The organism is Mesorhizobium sp. P3_A2, from assembly GCF_056403115.1.
The window spans coordinates 294645-310147 of the sequence record NZ_JBFUGC010000009.1 but is presented as its reverse complement, the minus strand read 5'-3'; the positions used below and the strand labels follow the sequence as shown (position 1 = coordinate 310147).

Here is a 15503-nt window from a genome sequence, read left to right as displayed (position 1 = left end):
GGTTCAGCAGGACTCTGCCGCCCACGTTTCTCTTTCTTCAATATTCAATTTTCAAAGAACAGACCCCGCAGACGCGAGGTCGTGGCCCGTTACGCTTTTGGCTTCGGGGCCGTCCGAGTGTCGCTTACGCGGCTCTCTTGAATTTCACAAGGGCTTATTCAGAAGCAAACTGCTTCGCCGCCTGCGGCGCACCGCCCTCGTTCGTGAGGCGTATATAGTCGCCACCCTGACAAACTGTCAACTGCCTTCGGAGATGTTTTTGAACTTTTTGCGACAGAAGTTTTGGAGCCCGCGGACTGCCCCAGGGGAACATAGGCGTCGCCAGAAAGGAGCCCTATTGCCGCCGCATTGCCGTTCGACACCAAGGCCAACAAGGAAGGCTCCCGCGCGGCCCGCGCGACGCCTTCCTATAAGAGATCAAGGCGGGGTCTGCACACCGTCGGTTCGGCCTCTCATAAGAGCGTAAAGACGCCTCTTTATAAGGGGCTGTAAAACAGAGCGTGTGAGTGGGGATTTCGCCGCTTCGTTGACTTCACCCGCCGTGACAGGCAAATGTCATGGCCCAACAAGAGCCGACAAGCCGTTCCGCCCGGGGAAGAAGCAGCCTTTCTGGATGCCAGATACGGAAGATGTCATAGCCGAACTCGGCAATGAGCCGCCGCTGATCGCGGATGGCCGCAGCGGACCGCCCGACCGGCGCGAGGTTTCGGCGCGCTGGCTGTCGGGCACCTTCCTTACTGGCGTGACCTCTAGCGTGCTGATGGGCGTGGCGCTGTTTGCCGCCCTTGACGGCCGCCAGCAACTGGCAACCCCGCCTGAAATCGCCGAACTGGCCCAGCTCGCAAACGGCGGCGATTCCGGCGAGGTCGCCAAGACCACCAGGCTGGTGGCACCGCGCCAGATCGCCAAGGCCAAGGACCGCCGGCGCATGGAAGTGTCGATGGTGACCAAGGTCGGCGACCGCGACGTTATCCACACCATGCCGTTCGTGCAGATCAAGATGGCGCTGGCCGCCGGCCACACCACCAACCGCGCCTACCCGCCCTTCGATCCGATGCAGGTGTTCGGCGACGATGGCGACTCAACGCCGACGCAGCCGGCGACGGCTTCCGCGGTTGGCGGCCAGATCTACGGCGCCAAGGTCGAAAGCGAGATGAGCCTGAAGACGGTCGATTTCCCGATCGAGACGGCCTCCTTCGACGAAAAGAGCGACCTATCCGCCGACGAGGTGGAAAAAGTGGTGCGCGAGGCCGGCACGGATCTCAGCGACGGCGCAATCCAGGTTGCCTCGCTGCATTATGTCGACCCGCAGCGATTCGGCGACGCCTTCGCCGAATCGATGGCCGGCTCCTACGACGTCAAGATCGTGCCGGAAAACGTTTCGGTGGCGCCGCGCGTCGCCATCGACGACCAGACCCCGGCTTTCGCCGAGGAAATCATCCCCTTTACCAGGGACCGCGACATTGCCGAGGCCTTTGCCGATTCGGGCTATACGGGCGATGACGCCACCGGCATGGCCGAAGCGATCGGCAAGTTGCTCAACGCACCGGCGCTGAAGGCCGGAACCGTGCTGCGCGTCGGCCTCGAAGTGCATGGCGACGCCGCCAAGGTGGTCCGCACCAGCGTCTATGACAAGACCACGCACATCGTCACCATCGCGCTCGACGATCACGGCCAGTATGTGCCGGCGCAGGAACCCGAACCGAATCCGGAATTGCTGACGGCGTTTGACGATTCCTCCGCGCCGGTGGTGGTGCGCGGCAATCTGCCGAACGTCTATGACGGCATTTACCGCGCCGCCTATTCCTATGGCATGTCTAAGAAGCTGACCCAGCAACTGGTCAAGCTTTTGGCCTCCGGCGTCGACTTCCAGTCCAGGCTCAATCCGTCGGACCGCATCGACGTGCTGTTCTCGCAGCCGGATGGCGACGACCAGGCCTCCGACGAATCGGAACTTCTCTATGTCTCGTCGACCTTCGGCGGCCAGACGCGAAATTTCTACCGCTTCCAGATGCAGGACGGCTCAACCGACTATTTCGACGAGGATGGTTCGAGCGCTGAGCAGTTCCTGCTGCGCAATCCCCTGCCCGCCGGGAAATTCCGCTCCGGCTTCGGCGCCCGCCGGCATCCGATCCTCGGTTATGTCCGCATGCACACCGGCGTCGACTGGTCAGCCCCCATCGGAACCCCGATCATTGCCGCTGGCAACGGCGTCGTCGAAAAGGCCGGCTGGGCCGGCGGCTACGGCAAGCAGATCATCATCCGCCACGCCAATGGCTACGAGACCTCCTACAATCACCAGAGCGCCTTTGCCAAAGGCATCGAACCCGGCGTTCATGTCCGCCAGGGCCAGACCATCGGCTATCTCGGCCAGACCGGCCTCTCGACCGGCCCACATCTTCACTACGAGCTGATCGTCAACGGCACCAAGGTCGACCCGATGCGCGTGCGCCTGCCGGTCGGCAAGGTGCTGAAGGGCGACGACCTCGTCGCCTTCAAGCGCGAACGCGAACGCATCGACGACCTGCTCAAGCAGGAAGACAGCAATTCGCTGAAGGTCGCGAGCGCCAAGATCGAAGGCTGAGCCTTCGCAGCCGACGCCACAGAATCAGAATCACCTCGAAACAGAGCATTTCGATTCGGGTTCCGCCCTAATCAGGTCGGCTGATTCTCTTCGGCTCGTGACCAGGGCAGCTTTTGCCCCGAAACGGTCGTCCAGGCGATAATGGCAGCAAGCAGGCAAAGCACGGCTGTCACCGTTGACACCGCCGCGAACGCCGCATCGCTGGCGGCGAGCCGTGTTGCATCAAGTTCGGGCGCCAGGCTCGCCAATGCCGGTTCGCCAAAACCCGGAATGCCTGGCCTGACTGTCGTGTCGAGCATCGTCGAATAGACCCAGGCCGCCAGCGACCCCATCGCCGCCACCGCGATTAACCCGCCAATGCGCGAAACCGCATTGTTGATGCCTGAGGCCGCACCCGTATCCTTGTCCTCGACCGCCGTCATGATCGCAGTCGACAGCGGTGAAACCACCAGCGCCATGCCGAGCCCCATCACCGCCATCAGTGGAAAGGTGCCGGTCCAGAAATTATGCATGCCGGCATGGGTGAGCATTGCAAGCCCGGCAAAGGCGAGGGCCACGACCAGGCAGCCGCTGGCGATCGGAAACCGCGGACCGATCCGATCCGACCACTGACCGACCGGACCCGACAGCAGCGCGATCGACGCCGACAGCGGCAAGAAGATGAAGCCGACCTCTTTGGTGCTCAGTCCCCATCCGGCAATCAACAGCATAGGCAGGTAGAACAAATTGGCCGAGAGCGCGAAATAGAGGAAGAAGGTCGCGACGTTGGCGCCGGCGAAGGCGCCGATCCGAAACAGCTTGAGATCGATCATCGGCTCGCTCTGTCGAAGCTCAAAGATGATGAAGACGACGAGCAGCAGCGCGCCCGCGGCGATGCTCGGCCCCGACATCAGTCCTCCGCCTTCGGCACTCATCGCGGTCAGTCCGTAGGCAAGCGCCCCGAAGGCAAGAGTGGCGAGAGCGCCGCCGCCGAGATCGAGGCTTCGCTTCTCCGTCGGCGCGTCGGTGGGAATCTTGGCCAACAGGAGATAGATCGAGATCAGCCCAAGCGGCAAATTGACGGCAAAGATCGCTCGCCAGATGCCGCCGCCAAAGGCCGCCAGGACAAAGCCGCCCAGCACCGGACCGAGCGCCGTCGTCAGCGCCGAAGCAGCGGCCCAGATGCCGATCGCCCGGCCGCGCTCGTTCTTCGGATAGGACTTGGCGATGATGGCGAGGCTGCCCGGAACCATGATCGCCGCGCCGATGCCCTGAATGGCGCGAAAAGCAATGAGCACCAGTGCATTCGGCGCCACCGCGCAGGCAAGCGATGCGACGATGAACAGTGCAATGCCAGCGACGAAGGCGCGTCTGAGGCCAAATCGGTCGCCGGCGGCGCCCCCGGCTAGGATCAGCGCCGACAGTGTCAGCGCATAGGCATTGGAAATCCACTGCGCCTCGGCCAGGCTGGCGCCGAGGTCGACGCGCATGGCCGGCATGGCGATGGCCAGGATCGAGCCGTCGATGAAGCCGAGCGCGGACGCCAGGATCGCCGCGACCAGCACGAATTTGCGCTGCACCGGCGGACAAAACGAACCATTTGCAAGAGAGCCGGTCAGGGGGATTGCTGCAGCTTCGCTCGGAGACTTCATGAGAGCCTGCTTAGACTTCCGATGCCCTGGCAACAACCAGCCAGAGCTTCGCAGTTCTTGAAACCAGATCGACCTGACCGCATGGGCAGGAACCACGCCTCAATGAATGCAATCGGCACATGGCGTGTTAAGTTTCTTGCAACGCGCAAAGCAGGGGGAAGCCGCATGAAACGACCGCTCGAACCATCGGTAGAGGCGCGCGGGCGCGTTGTCGGCATCACCGATGGCGTCTTTGCCATTGCGCTTACCCTGATCGTGCTTGAGATTCGCGTGCCGACGCACGAAATGGTCCACTCCGAGGGCGAGCTCCTTTCGGCAATCGCCGGACTCGCGCCACGCTTCCTGACCTATGCGCTGAGCTTCCTGACACTGACCATCTTCTGGTTCGGCCAGCAGGCGCAGCACGGGCTGATTGCCAGGTCCGATCGGCGGCTGGCAACGCTGAACTTGTGTTTCCTCGCCTTCATCGCCTTGCTGCCGTTCTCGACCGACCTGCTGGCCGATTTCCTCGAGTTCCGAACCGCGGTGATCGTCTATTGGCTGAACCTGTTGATGCTGGGCGTGACGCTGTTCGCCAGCTGGTGGTATGCCGACAGGAACGGCATGATCGCCGAGGATGTGGACGCTGAAGCGCGGCGCAAGGTCTACAATCGTATCGTCAAGGCACAGGCGCTGTGGGCGGCCGGCGCGGCGCTGTGCCTGATCACGCCGCTGCTCAGCATCGGTTTCATCCTGGTGGTGCAGCTGATCTATGCACTCGCGTTGCGCAGCTCACTGCTGCGTAAACTCATCGGTTGAGGTCCCGCCGACATCCGCGATTGTTGGTCCGCCGACGAATTCGACGCTGACCCCCGGCGACACGAGTTTGGCCAGTTCGCGCGCATCCCAATTGGTCAGGCGCACGCAGCCATGGCTTTCGGTCTTGCCGATCTTGGAGGGATCAGGCGTGCCGTGAATGCCGTAAGTCGGCTTGTCCAGCGCAATCCACACCGAGCCGACCGGACCGTTGGGACCGGGCGGAATGGTCAGGATCTTGTCGTTCTGGCCCTGCTTGAAATTGATGCTGGGGTTGTAGGTGTAGTTCGGATCGAGCGCGACGCGCGACACCGTATGGGTGCCGGTTGGCGACGGCGTGTCGGCTGAACCGATGGTGGCGGGATAGGCCGCAACCAGCTTGCCAGCTGCATCATAGGCGAACACCTGCTTCTTGTCCTTGTCGGCGACGATGCGGGCAACCGGCGTTGCGACCAGCCTGCCGAAATTGGCGACCTTGATGATGGTGCCGGGACGATTGAAGTCGGCCTCGGGATTGAGCCCCTTCAGGTAGCTCTCGTCCATGTGGAAGCGTTCGGCCAAGGCTTCGGTGACGGAGGTGTAGGCCATACGGTCGAGCTGCGCCTTCTGGCTGTAATCTTCCGGTATCGAGGCGACATAGGGGCCAGCCGCGTCCTCCGGCGTGATCGTGTAGTTGGCGAAAGCATCGCCGCCGGTTTGCGCCAGCGCGGCCTGGATGCCGACCGCGTCGGTCGAGCGCAGATTGCTGCCGGTAATCTGGTTGTAGGCGGCAAGCGCCTTGTCGACATTGGAGCCGAAGCGCCCGTCGATGACGCCGGGCGAAGCGCCGGCACGGTCGAGCAGCACCTGCAGAGCAGCCACATCCTGGCGTGCCCCGAGCGAAAGCGAAGGGTCGACGACGGTCTTGCCGCCCTCTGTCCTGGGCGGCAGAGCGGCCTGGTCGCCGGGTGCCGCCGGTTCGGCAGGGTCGATCGAGGCTTCGTTCAGCGGCTGGCGCTTGATGGGGCGCGGCTCGGCAGACTTCGGTGCTTCCGGATAAATGTCGCCATCATTGGCGTCATCCTGTGGCGTCGCCGGATAGGCGTCCACCGAATCGCCGCTGTCAGGATCGTACTCGTCGGCCGGCGGGACGATGACCCTGCCTTGCTCTTCCAATTGCCTGCGGCGGAAACGCGCCATGTCCTCGGGATCGTCGAGATAATAGCGGTCGTCATCCTCGACCGGTGCGCGTCCGAGTTCGCGCGCCCGCATCTGGCGGCGCAGCGCACGGCGGTCGAGCCTGGTCTGCGGCGGCTGGATGGCGATGACCTTGCCGGTGTCGGCATCGACGATGACGCGGTTGCCCCTGGCGTCGTAATAGATGTCGAGATTGCCGTCCTGGGCAAGCACGATTCCGCCGCTATCGGCAGCGCGAACAACCGGCAATGCACTATCCACCGTCGGCGATGCCATGGCGCTGGACGCAAGCAGCCCGGCGGCGAGCACCGAAAAGGCAAAGATCGTGCGGAACATGGTGGTCAAACTCTCCGGTCGTAATTGCCGCAGCCCCGGCAGTATCCCTTCAGAACGCTCTCGCCACCGTTTGGATGCGCAAGCAACGCCCTGACCGTCAAAAAGCCTGCAGGCAAACCCCTTCGCCAGCAAACCAGAACATAAGCTTTCCAACATGAACCGGGCATGAAGATGGCGGATTTCAGGGTCGCTACAGGCCCAATTCCTTGCGCGTCTGTTTCGTCAGCTTGAGGACAACGAGGCGATGGCTTTCGCCGAGATAGTCCTTCAGCGCATCATCATCCATGCTCTGGCTTGTCTGACGCTGGATCCATTTCATGCCGCGCGAGGCCAGATAGGGCGCCGGCCGGCAGCCGGGCTGGTCCTTCAGAATGTCATAGGCCATTTCAGAACATTTGAAGGTGACGAAAAGCCGCTCGCCATCATTCCAGCCGCCGATGGCAAAGACCTTGCCGCCGACTTTCCAGACATGGGCGCCGCCCCATTGCACGACATGAGTCGTTTGCGGCAGCGAGGCGCAGAGGCTGTTGTAGTCGTCCAGCGTCATGTGCGCCCCCCGCGAATTCACAAGAAAACGCCGCGCGTCCATTCGGGACGCGCGGCGTATTGATCAGGCTGCGGCTTCAGTCGCCACCACGCTGGGCTTCGACCGGAAATTCAACCGGTCGGAGCCAGCGGTGACCTTGACGGTCGAGCCGTCGAGGATCTCGCCGAGCAGGATCTTTTCCGCCAGCGGATCCTGCAGGTCCTTCTGCATCACCCGCTTCAGCGGCCGCGCGCCATAGGCCGGGTCGTAGCCCTTGGTCGCCAGCCAGTCGATCGATTCCTGGTCGAGCGACAGCGTGATCTTGCGGTCGACAAGCAGGCTTTCCAGCCGCTTGAGCTGGATCTCGACGATGCGGCCCATATCCTGCCGGCGCAGCCGGTGGAACAGGATCACCTCGTCGACGCGGTTGAGGAACTCCGGCCGGAACGAGGCTCTCACCACGCTCATCACCTCGTCACGCACGGCATCGACATCCTGGTCTTCGCCGAGATTGACCAGATATTCGGCGCCGAGGTTCGACGTCATGATGATCAGCGTGTTGCGGAAGTCGACCGTACGGCCTTGGCCGTCGGTCAGCCGCCCGTCGTCGAGCACTTGCAGCAGCACGTTGAAGACATCGGGATGCGCCTTCTCGATCTCGTCGAACAGCACGACCTGATAGGGCCGGCGCCGCACCGCTTCGGTCAGCGCGCCGCCTTCTTCATAACCGACATAGCCAGGAGGTGCGCCGATCAGCCGGGCGACCGAGTGCTTCTCCATGAACTCCGACATGTCGATGCGCACCATCGCGCTCTCATCATCGAACAGGAAGCTCGCCAGCGCCTTGGTCAGCTCCGTCTTGCCGACGCCGGTCGGCCCGAGGAACATGAACGAGCCGATCGGCCGGTTCGGATCTTGCAGGCCGGCACGGGCGCGCCGCACAGCTTTCGACACCGCCTGTACCGCCTCGCCCTGGCCGACGACACGCTTGCCGATCTCGTCTTCCATGCGCAGCAGCTTGTCGCGTTCGCCTTGCAGCATCTTGTCGACCGGAATACCGGTCCAGCGCGACACGATATGGGCAACGTGATCGGGTGTGACCACCTCTTCGACCATGCCGGCCTTGCCGTCCTGGGCTTCGGCTTCCCGGAGCTTCTTTTCCAGCTCCGGGATCTTGCCATAGGCAAGCTCGCCGGCGCGCTGGAATTCACCCTTGCGCTGGGCAATGGCAAGCTCGTTGCGGGCTTCGTCGAGCTGCTTCTTAAGATCGGCGGCGAGCCCAAGCTTCTGTTTCTCGGCCTGCCATTTGGTCGTGATCTCGGTCGATTCCTCCTCGAGGCCGACGAGTTCCTTTTCCAGACGGGCGAGCCGGTCCTTCGAGGCGTCATCCGTCTCGACCTTCAGCGCCTCGCGCTCGATCTTGAGCTGCATGATGCGGCGGTCGATCTCGTCCAGCGCCTCGGGCTTGGAATCGACCTGCATCCTCAGCCGCGACGCGGCTTCGTCGACGAGGTCGATCGCCTTGTCCGGCAGGAAACGGTCGGCGATGTAGCGATTGGACAAGGTTGCCGCCGCCACCAGTGCCGAATCCGAGATGCGCACCTTGTGGTGCTGCTCGTATTTCTCCTTCAGGCCGCGCAGGATCGAAACCGTGTCTTCCACGGTCGGTTCGTCGATGAAAACCGGCTGGAAACGGCGAGCAAGGGCGGCGTCCTTCTCGACATGCTTGCGGTACTCGTCGAGCGTGGTCGCGCCGACGCAGTGCAGTTCGCCGCGCGCCAGCGCCGGCTTCAACAGGTTCGAAGCGTCCATCGCGCCATCGGCCTTGCCGGCGCCGACCAGCGTGTGCATCTCGTCGATGAACAGGATGATGCCGCCGGCGGCAGCGGTGACTTCGTTGAGCACGGCCTTCAGCCGCTCCTCGAACTCACCGCGGTATTTGGCACCGGCAATCAGCGCGCCCATGTCGAGCGCCATCAATTGCTTGTCCTTCAGCGATTCCGGCACGTCGCCATTGACGATGCGTAGCGCCAGCCCTTCGGCGATCGCCGTCTTGCCGACGCCGGGTTCGCCGATCAGCACCGGGTTGTTCTTGGTGCGCCGCGACAGCACCTGGATGGTGCGGCGGATCTCGTCGTCACGGCCAATGACCGGGTCCAGCCTGCCGGCGCGGGCGTCGGCGGTCAGGTCGCGCGCGTATTTCTTCAGCGCGTCATAGCTCTGCTCGGCGCTCGCCGAATCGGCGGTGCGGCCCTTGCGGACGTCGTTGATGACCTGGTTCAGCGCCTGCGCGGTGACACTGGCCTTGGCCAGGATGTCGGCCGTCTTGGCCGACTTCTCCATGGCCAGCGCCTGCAGCAACCGCTCGACGGTGACAAAGGAGTCGCCGGCCTTCTTGGCCAGTTCTTCCGCCGTCGAAAACACCTTGGCCAGCGGCTGCGCCAGATAGAGCTGGCCGTTGCCGCCTTCCACCTTGGGCATGGCCTCAAGTGCGGTTTCGACGCCGAGCTTGACGTCGCGGACATTGCCGCCGGCCCGCTCGATCAGCGAGGCGGCCAGACCCTCATCGTCATCGACGAGGACTTTGAGCATATGTTCGGGGGTGAATTGCTGGTGATTGCGCGAGAGCGCCATGGTCTGGGCGGATTGGATGAATCCGCGGACGCGCTCGGAGTATTTCTCGAGGTTCATATTTGTCTCCTTCCATCACCGGCCCGCTTTGCGGCACCGGATCCGATTGCGGTGACGGACCCGCTCATCGGAGCCGGGTCCAGTTCACGCCAGATATGGGGCGCAAGCCATTGCCGCTCAAGACTTGCCGCACAGGATATTGCATACCTAAGCAAACGAAAACGGCGGAGATTTCTCTCCGCCGTTTCAGGGATTACCGTGTTGCTCGGTCAGTTGTTGGCGTCGACGACGAACGGGTCGACGGCAGGAGTTTCAGCCGGCGCCGCATCCACCACCTCGGTAGCTGCAGCGGTCTCGCTGGCGCCATCCACCTGCTCACCACCAGACTGATCGTTACTGACCTGATCGGCATTGGTGCGCGGGCGGCGCGGGCGCCGCGGGCGGCGGGCAGCGCCGTTCTCGGCGGCGGCCTCATTGAGTTCGGCACGAGCGGCAAGAGCCGCCGGCGACAGGTTTTCGTACAGCGGCGCCGGCTCGGAGAAACCGGTCTCGGCTTCGGGTTCAACCGCGGAAACGGCCTCCGTCTGCACCGGGGTTTCGGTAAAGCGCTGCTGGTCGCCGCGCGGGCCGTTCTGCTCGCCGCGCTGGGCAAAGTCGCCACGCTGCTCGTTCTGGCCATAACCGCCATTGGGGCGGCGGTCACGGTTGCGGCCGTTGTTGTCGCGCCCGTTATTGTTGCGGCCATTATTGTCACGGCCATTGTTGTTCTCGCGGCTGTTTTCCTGGCCATATGCCAGTTCGGCCGGCGTGCCTTCGATCGTCGGCTGCGGACCGTTGCCGGCCTGCGGAGCTTGCGTCTCGCCGCCATTGCCGTTGCCGGCATTGTCGAAATCGTCGCGATCTTCATCGTCGTCGAAATCGTCGCGGTTTTGCTGGGCATTCTGGATCGGCAATTGCGCCTGAGCGGCGGCAATAATGCGATTGTAGTGCTCAGCGTGCTGGAGATAGTTTTCCGCCATAACCCGGTCGCCGGAGCTTTGCGCGTCACGGGCCAGAGTGGCATATTTTTCGGCGATCTGCTGAGCCGATCCGCGGATCTTCACGTCCGGACCGTTGCTCTCGTAGTTGCGCGTCAGGGGATTTGGGCCCTTGCGGTTGTTGTTGTTATTGTTGTTGCCACCGCCGCCGCCATTGTTGTTGCGACCGCGCATGCGCCTGTTCTGCTGTTGTGGCCTCATTAGACTCTCTTCATTTTGAAATTTTCGAAAAACGTTTCACGTACGGAGGCGCTCATGCAGCCAGCCGTTTCGTTTCTTCACCGGCGTTCGCCCGCATCAATTGCGTTGGCGCCACGTGTCATCCTGTTCCGGTTACATCACTTGCCGGACGATTCCCGCACGAAGCTTGGGCGTCGTTTGCGCAAGAAGGCAGCTATTTCCAAGGAAAACCGAATCGCTAAGAGCACTGCCTGCTTCGTCTCATCCGGTTAAGGCGGACCCTAGCCGCATTCCCCGGCATTGCCAAGCGCTTTTTTGCACTGCGTCAAGGCTTTCCCTGTTCAAACATAAGAACCCTGTCGTTTCCGCCAAGATCGACAAATACCTCGGCCAGCCTGTAGCCGGCTGCCGCGAATATGTCTTTGACCTCATTGCGCTGCGTGTGGCCGATCTCGACCGCAATCTTGCCTTGTGCTTCCAAAAACCCTGCCGCTTCGGCGGCGATGATCCTGTAGGGGCCAAGACCGTCCACACCGCCGTCAAGGGCTCTGCGCGGATCGAAATCGCGGACCTCGTCCTGCAGATTTCCAATGTCTTCAGACGGTATATAGGGAGGGTTTGCGGCAATTACATGGTACCGACCGCAAACTTTTGCGAACCAGTCGGAGTGCAGCGCCTCAAACCGGCCGGCCAGCCCGAGTTGCCTGGCATTGCGGGTCGCGGTCGTGAGCGCATCTTGTGAAATATCCACGCCGGTGGCTGTCGCGGCCGGAACGGCGCTGAGCAGGGCCAAGGCAATGGCGCCGGTGCCGGTGCCGAGATCGAGGACGCGGCATTCCCCCAGCCTTTCGGCCGTTTCGCTGGCAAAGGGCAGGATCGCCTCGACCAGCGTTTCGGTATCCGGCCGCGGCTCCAGCGTTTCCAGCGACAGCGCAAGACGCAGGCCGTAGAATTCGCGATAGCCCAGAATGCGGTGCACCGGCTCGCCGGCAAGCCGCCGCCGCAAGGCAGCATCGATTGCGGCGAGCGCATCGGCATCGAGCGCCCATTGCGGCTCGGCGATGGCCTCTGTACGGGTCGTGCCGGAAAAATGTTCGACGATCAGCCTGGCGTCCAGTGCCGGATCGGCGACGCCGGCCGCGGCAAGCCGCTCCCGCGCTGCTCGCAGCAGCGGCCCGAGCGTGCCGGGCAGGATGTCAGCCATCGAGGCCGATATCGGCGAGCAGCTTCGACTGGTGGTCGGCGATCAGCGCGTTGATGACCTCGTCCAGCTCGCCCATCATCACCCGGTCGAGCTTGTAGAGCGTCAGGTTGATGCGGTGGTCGGTAAGGCGCCCTTGCGGGAAATTGTAGGTACGGATGCGCTCCGACCGGTCGCCGGACCCGACTTGTGATTTGCGCGCCTCGGAGCGCTCCTCGTCGGCTTTGCTGCGTTCCATGTCATAGAGCCGCGCGCGCAGGATCTGCATGGCTTTGGCCCGGTTCTGGTGCTGCGACTTTTCCGCCTGCACCACCATAATGCCGGTTGGCAAATGGGTGATGCGCACCGCAGAATCGGTGGTGTTGACGTGCTGGCCACCGGAACCCGAGGCGCGCATCGTGTCGATGCGGATGTCTTCGGCGCGAATGTCGATATCGACCTCTTCGGCTTCCGGCAGTACGGCCACCGTCGCCGCCGAGGTATGGATGCGCCCGCTGGCCTCGGTCGCCGGCACGCGCTGCACACGGTGCACGCCGGATTCGAATTTCAGATGGGCAAAGACCCCCTTGCCGGAAATGGTGGCGATGATTTCCTTGAAGCCGCCGGCGTCGCCGTCGCTGGCCGACACCGTCTCGAAGCGCCAGCCGCGCTCGGCGGCATAGCGCTCATACATGCGAAACAGGTCGCCGGCGAAAAGCGCTGCCTCATCGCCGCCGGTGCCGGCGCGGATTTCGAGGATGGCGTTCTTGTCGTCGGCGGCATCCCTGGGCAGCAGCAGAATCTGGATGTCCTTCTGCAGTTCCTCGATACGCTCCTCGACCCCGGGCAGATCGGCCTCGGCCAGCGCCCGCATCTCGGCATCGGTGCTTTTATCGGCGAGCATCGCTTCGAGGTCCGCCTGTTCATGCTCGGCTGAACGCAATTCCCTGACCTTGGCCACCATGTCCTGAAGCTCGGCATATTCCGAGGCCATCTTCACATAGGCGTCGGCCGCCGGCCCGGCCGACATCTGCGCCTCGAGCATCTCGAAACGCTTGACGACCTGATCCATACGCTCGCGGGGAAGATTGACCATGGCTGATGCTATAGCGGGATGGAGCGGTCGTCGGCAAAGGCCTGCAGCAGTGCCCGCATCGGCAGGCCATGCGCCGGCGCCATCAGATTGTCGTCGAAAAAGGCCTGCAATTCCTCAAGCGGCAGTTCGGTCAGCATCGCCTTGACCGGGCCTATCGAGGCCGGCGACATCGAGATCGAGCGGTAGCCAAGGCCGATCAGCGCCATGGCCGAGATGGGTTTTCCCGCCAGTTCACCGCACAGCGTCACCGGCGTGTGGTTGCGTTCGCCGGCATCGGCAATCTGCTTCAGCACCCTGAGGAACGGCGCCGACAGCGTGTCGAAGCGGTTGGAGAGCTGCGTGTTGCCGCGATCGACCGCCATGACGAACTGGAACAGATCGTTGGAGCCGACCGAGACGAAATCGACTGCCTTCATCAGTTCGTCGAGCTGGAACAGCAGCGACGGCACTTCCAGCATGGCGCCGAGCTTGAGGCTGGTCGGCAGATGATGGGCAAAGCGCGAGAGATGCCTGACCTCGCGGTCGATGATCTCACGCGCCTGAGCGATTTCGCCGAGTTCCGTCACCATCGGCAGCATCAGCTTCAGTTCGCGCCCGCCGCAGGCTTTCAGCAGAGCGCGGATCTGGGTCCTGAGCAGGCCCGGCCGGTCGAGCGTCAGGCGGATCGCCCGCCAGCCCAGCGCCGGGTTTTCTTCCTGGATGGCGCCCTTGAAGTAGGGCAGCACCTTGTCGCCGCCAATGTCGATGGTGCGGAAGGTGACCGGCTTCCCCCGCGCGGCGTCGAGCACATCGCGATAGAGCTTCTCCTGCGCCTCGGCGCGGGGGAAGGTCGAGGCGACCATGAACTGCAATTCGGTGCGGAACAGGCCGATGCCGGCCGCACCCGCTTCGGCCAGCTGCGGCAGGTCGACGGCGAGACCTGCATTCATCAACAGATCGACCTGGACGCCATCCTTGGTCACAGACGGCTTCTTGCGCAGTTCGCGGTAGACCTCCTGCCGGCGCGCCCGGAAGCGGACTTTTTCGGCATAGGCGGCTTCGAGGTCCGGCTGCGGCCGCAGATGGATCGTGCCTTCCTCGCCGTCGACGATGATGGCATCGCCGTTTTCCGCCATGGAAACGGCGCCCTTCATCTGGCCGGCGACCGGAATGCCCATGGCGCGCGCGACGATGACGACATGGCTGGTCGCGGCGCCGTCCTCCAGCACCACGCCGCGCAATTTGTCCCTGGGATAGTCGAGCAATTCGGCCGCACCCATCGAACGCGCAACCAGGATGGCGTCCTTCGGCAGCGACGCCGCGACATCGTCCGGCCCGCGCCCCATCAGCTGGCGCAGCAGCCGGTTGGCGAGATCGTCGAAATCGCTCATCCGCTCGCGCAGATAGGGATCGGTCATGTGCAGCATGCGGGCGCGCATGTCGCTCTGTACCTTCTCGACAGCAGCTTCCGCCGTCAGGCCGTTGCGGATCGCCTCTTCCAGCCGGCGCACCCAACCGCTGTCATTGGCGAACATGCGGTAGGCCTCGAGCACCTCACGGTGCTCGCCCTCGAAGGCGACCTCGCGCCGCTCCAGCATGTCGTCGATGGACAGCCTGAGCGAGCCGAGCGAGGACTGCAGCCGGCGGATCTCCTCCTCGCTGTCCTCGTTGAACAGATTGGTGACGACGATGCGCGGCTCGTGCAGCACGACATGGCCGAGCCCAACGCCTTCGTTGAAGGACAGGCCGGTGAAGCTGACGGGACGGCGCAGGTCGAGTTCGAGGCCGGGCCGCGTCAGCCGGGCAAGATCGCCGGTGGCGATCATCTCGGCGATGACCATGGCGGTGGTTTCCAACGCCTCGACCTCGTCGTCGCGGTAGTGGCGCATGGTCTTGTTCTGCACGACGAGCACGCCCAGCGTGCGCCCTGCCCTGAGCACCGGCACGCCGAGGAAGGAGTTGTAGATCTCCTCGCCCGTTTCCGGCAGGTAGGCGAAGGCCGGGTGTTCCTGCGCATTGGAGAGGTTGAGCGGCCGCGCGCTGGCGGCAATCGTGCCGACCAGGCCTTGCCCCAGACGCAGCTGCGCCAGATGGACGGCGTTCGGGTTCAGACCCTCGGTGGCGTAGAGTTCGAGCACCGAATCGGCGCGCAGCACGTAGAGCGAGCAGACCTCGGCGACCATGTTGGAGGCGATGTCGCGCACGATCCGGTCAAGCCGCTCCTGCGGCTCCAGCGGCTCCTGCATGAGCTCGCGGAGCCGTTTCAGCAGAACGCGCGGGCCACTGGCCGTATCACGCATCGCGGCTTCTTCTCCAATGGGCATTTTGCCCGCCGCAGTTTCCACTGCGACC

The 15503-nt window shown here is 63.4% G+C and carries 10 protein-coding genes; 2 read left to right on the top strand and 8 right to left on the bottom strand.

Translation table 11 applies throughout. From position 1 onward, the window contains the following. Positions 1–613 precede the first annotated feature (613 nt). A complete protein-coding gene (locus AC1DXM_RS22095) occupies positions 614–2584 on the top strand; it encodes a M23 family metallopeptidase (protein WP_477236127.1) in 1971 nt (656 codons plus the stop codon). Between the two features lie 71 nt (positions 2585–2655). Here the strand turns inward: AC1DXM_RS22095 and AC1DXM_RS22090 are convergent, their stop codons facing one another. Then, on the bottom strand, positions 2656–4215 hold the full coding sequence (locus AC1DXM_RS22090) for an MFS transporter (RefSeq protein ID WP_477236125.1): 1560 nt from the start codon (positions 4213–4215) through the stop codon (positions 2656–2658). A 165-nt stretch (positions 4216–4380) separates the two neighbouring features. Here AC1DXM_RS22090 and AC1DXM_RS22085 point away from each other — a divergent pair, with 165 nt between their 5' ends. After that, complete coding sequence (locus AC1DXM_RS22085; RefSeq protein ID WP_477236123.1) at positions 4381–5013, top strand: TMEM175 family protein; 633 nt, start codon at positions 4381–4383, stop codon at positions 5011–5013. On the opposite strand, the gene AC1DXM_RS22080 is transcribed toward AC1DXM_RS22085, so the two are convergent. The 7 genes from AC1DXM_RS22080 to ptsP form a co-directional block, all read right to left on the bottom strand. After that, on the bottom strand, positions 4987–6522 hold the full coding sequence (locus AC1DXM_RS22080; protein ID WP_477236121.1) for a L,D-transpeptidase family protein: 1536 nt from the start codon (positions 6520–6522) through the stop codon (positions 4987–4989). The genes AC1DXM_RS22085 and AC1DXM_RS22080 overlap by 27 nt on opposite strands. 190 nt (positions 6523–6712) lie before the next feature. Next, complete coding sequence (locus tag AC1DXM_RS22075) at positions 6713–7069, bottom strand: MmcQ/YjbR family DNA-binding protein (RefSeq protein WP_477236119.1); 357 nt, start codon at positions 7067–7069, stop codon at positions 6713–6715. Between the two features lie 63 nt (positions 7070–7132). Further along, positions 7133–9739, bottom strand: coding sequence for an ATP-dependent chaperone ClpB (gene clpB, locus AC1DXM_RS22070; RefSeq protein ID WP_477236117.1), 2607 nt, complete (start codon positions 9737–9739; stop codon positions 7133–7135). A gap of 209 nt (positions 9740–9948) precedes the next feature. After that, positions 9949–10917, bottom strand: coding sequence for a DUF4167 domain-containing protein (locus AC1DXM_RS22065; RefSeq protein ID WP_477236115.1), 969 nt, complete (start codon positions 10915–10917; stop codon positions 9949–9951). Between the two features lie 304 nt (positions 10918–11221). Further along, positions 11222–12100 (bottom strand): peptide chain release factor N(5)-glutamine methyltransferase, encoded by an 879-nt coding sequence (gene prmC / locus AC1DXM_RS22060; protein ID WP_477236113.1) that lies wholly within the window; start codon positions 12098–12100, stop codon positions 11222–11224. After that, entirely contained in the window at positions 12093–13172 is a 1080-nt protein-coding gene (gene prfA / locus AC1DXM_RS22055) for a peptide chain release factor 1 (RefSeq protein ID WP_477236111.1), read from the bottom strand. The genes prmC and prfA overlap by 8 nt, the downstream gene beginning before the upstream one ends. Positions 13173–13180: 8 nt before the next feature. After that, positions 13181–15451 (bottom strand): phosphoenolpyruvate--protein phosphotransferase, encoded by a 2271-nt coding sequence (gene ptsP / locus AC1DXM_RS22050; RefSeq protein WP_477236109.1) that lies wholly within the window; start codon positions 15449–15451, stop codon positions 13181–13183. Positions 15452–15503: the final 52 nt, after the last annotated feature.

Coding starts and splice junctions, on each gene's coding strand:
- AC1DXM_RS22095 (WP_477236127.1), top strand. CDS start 614: ATGCCAGATACGGAAGATGTCATAGCCGAACTCGGCAATGAGCCGCCG.
- AC1DXM_RS22090 (WP_477236125.1), bottom strand. CDS start 4,215: ATGAAGTCTCCGAGCGAAGCTGCAGCAATCCCCCTGACCGGCTCTCTT.
- AC1DXM_RS22085 (WP_477236123.1), top strand. CDS start 4,381: ATGAAACGACCGCTCGAACCATCGGTAGAGGCGCGCGGGCGCGTTGTC.
- AC1DXM_RS22080 (WP_477236121.1), bottom strand. CDS start 6,522: ATGTTCCGCACGATCTTTGCCTTTTCGGTGCTCGCCGCCGGGCTGCTT.
- AC1DXM_RS22075 (WP_477236119.1), bottom strand. CDS start 7,069: ATGACGCTGGACGACTACAACAGCCTCTGCGCCTCGCTGCCGCAAACG.
- clpB (WP_477236117.1), bottom strand. CDS start 9,739: ATGAACCTCGAGAAATACTCCGAGCGCGTCCGCGGATTCATCCAATCC.
- AC1DXM_RS22065 (WP_477236115.1), bottom strand. CDS start 10,917: ATGAGGCCACAACAGCAGAACAGGCGCATGCGCGGTCGCAACAACAAT.
- prmC (WP_477236113.1), bottom strand. CDS start 12,100: ATGGCTGACATCCTGCCCGGCACGCTCGGGCCGCTGCTGCGAGCAGCG.
- prfA (WP_477236111.1), bottom strand. CDS start 13,172: ATGGTCAATCTTCCCCGCGAGCGTATGGATCAGGTCGTCAAGCGTTTC.
- ptsP (WP_477236109.1), bottom strand. CDS start 15,451: ATGCGTGATACGGCCAGTGGCCCGCGCGTTCTGCTGAAACGGCTCCGC.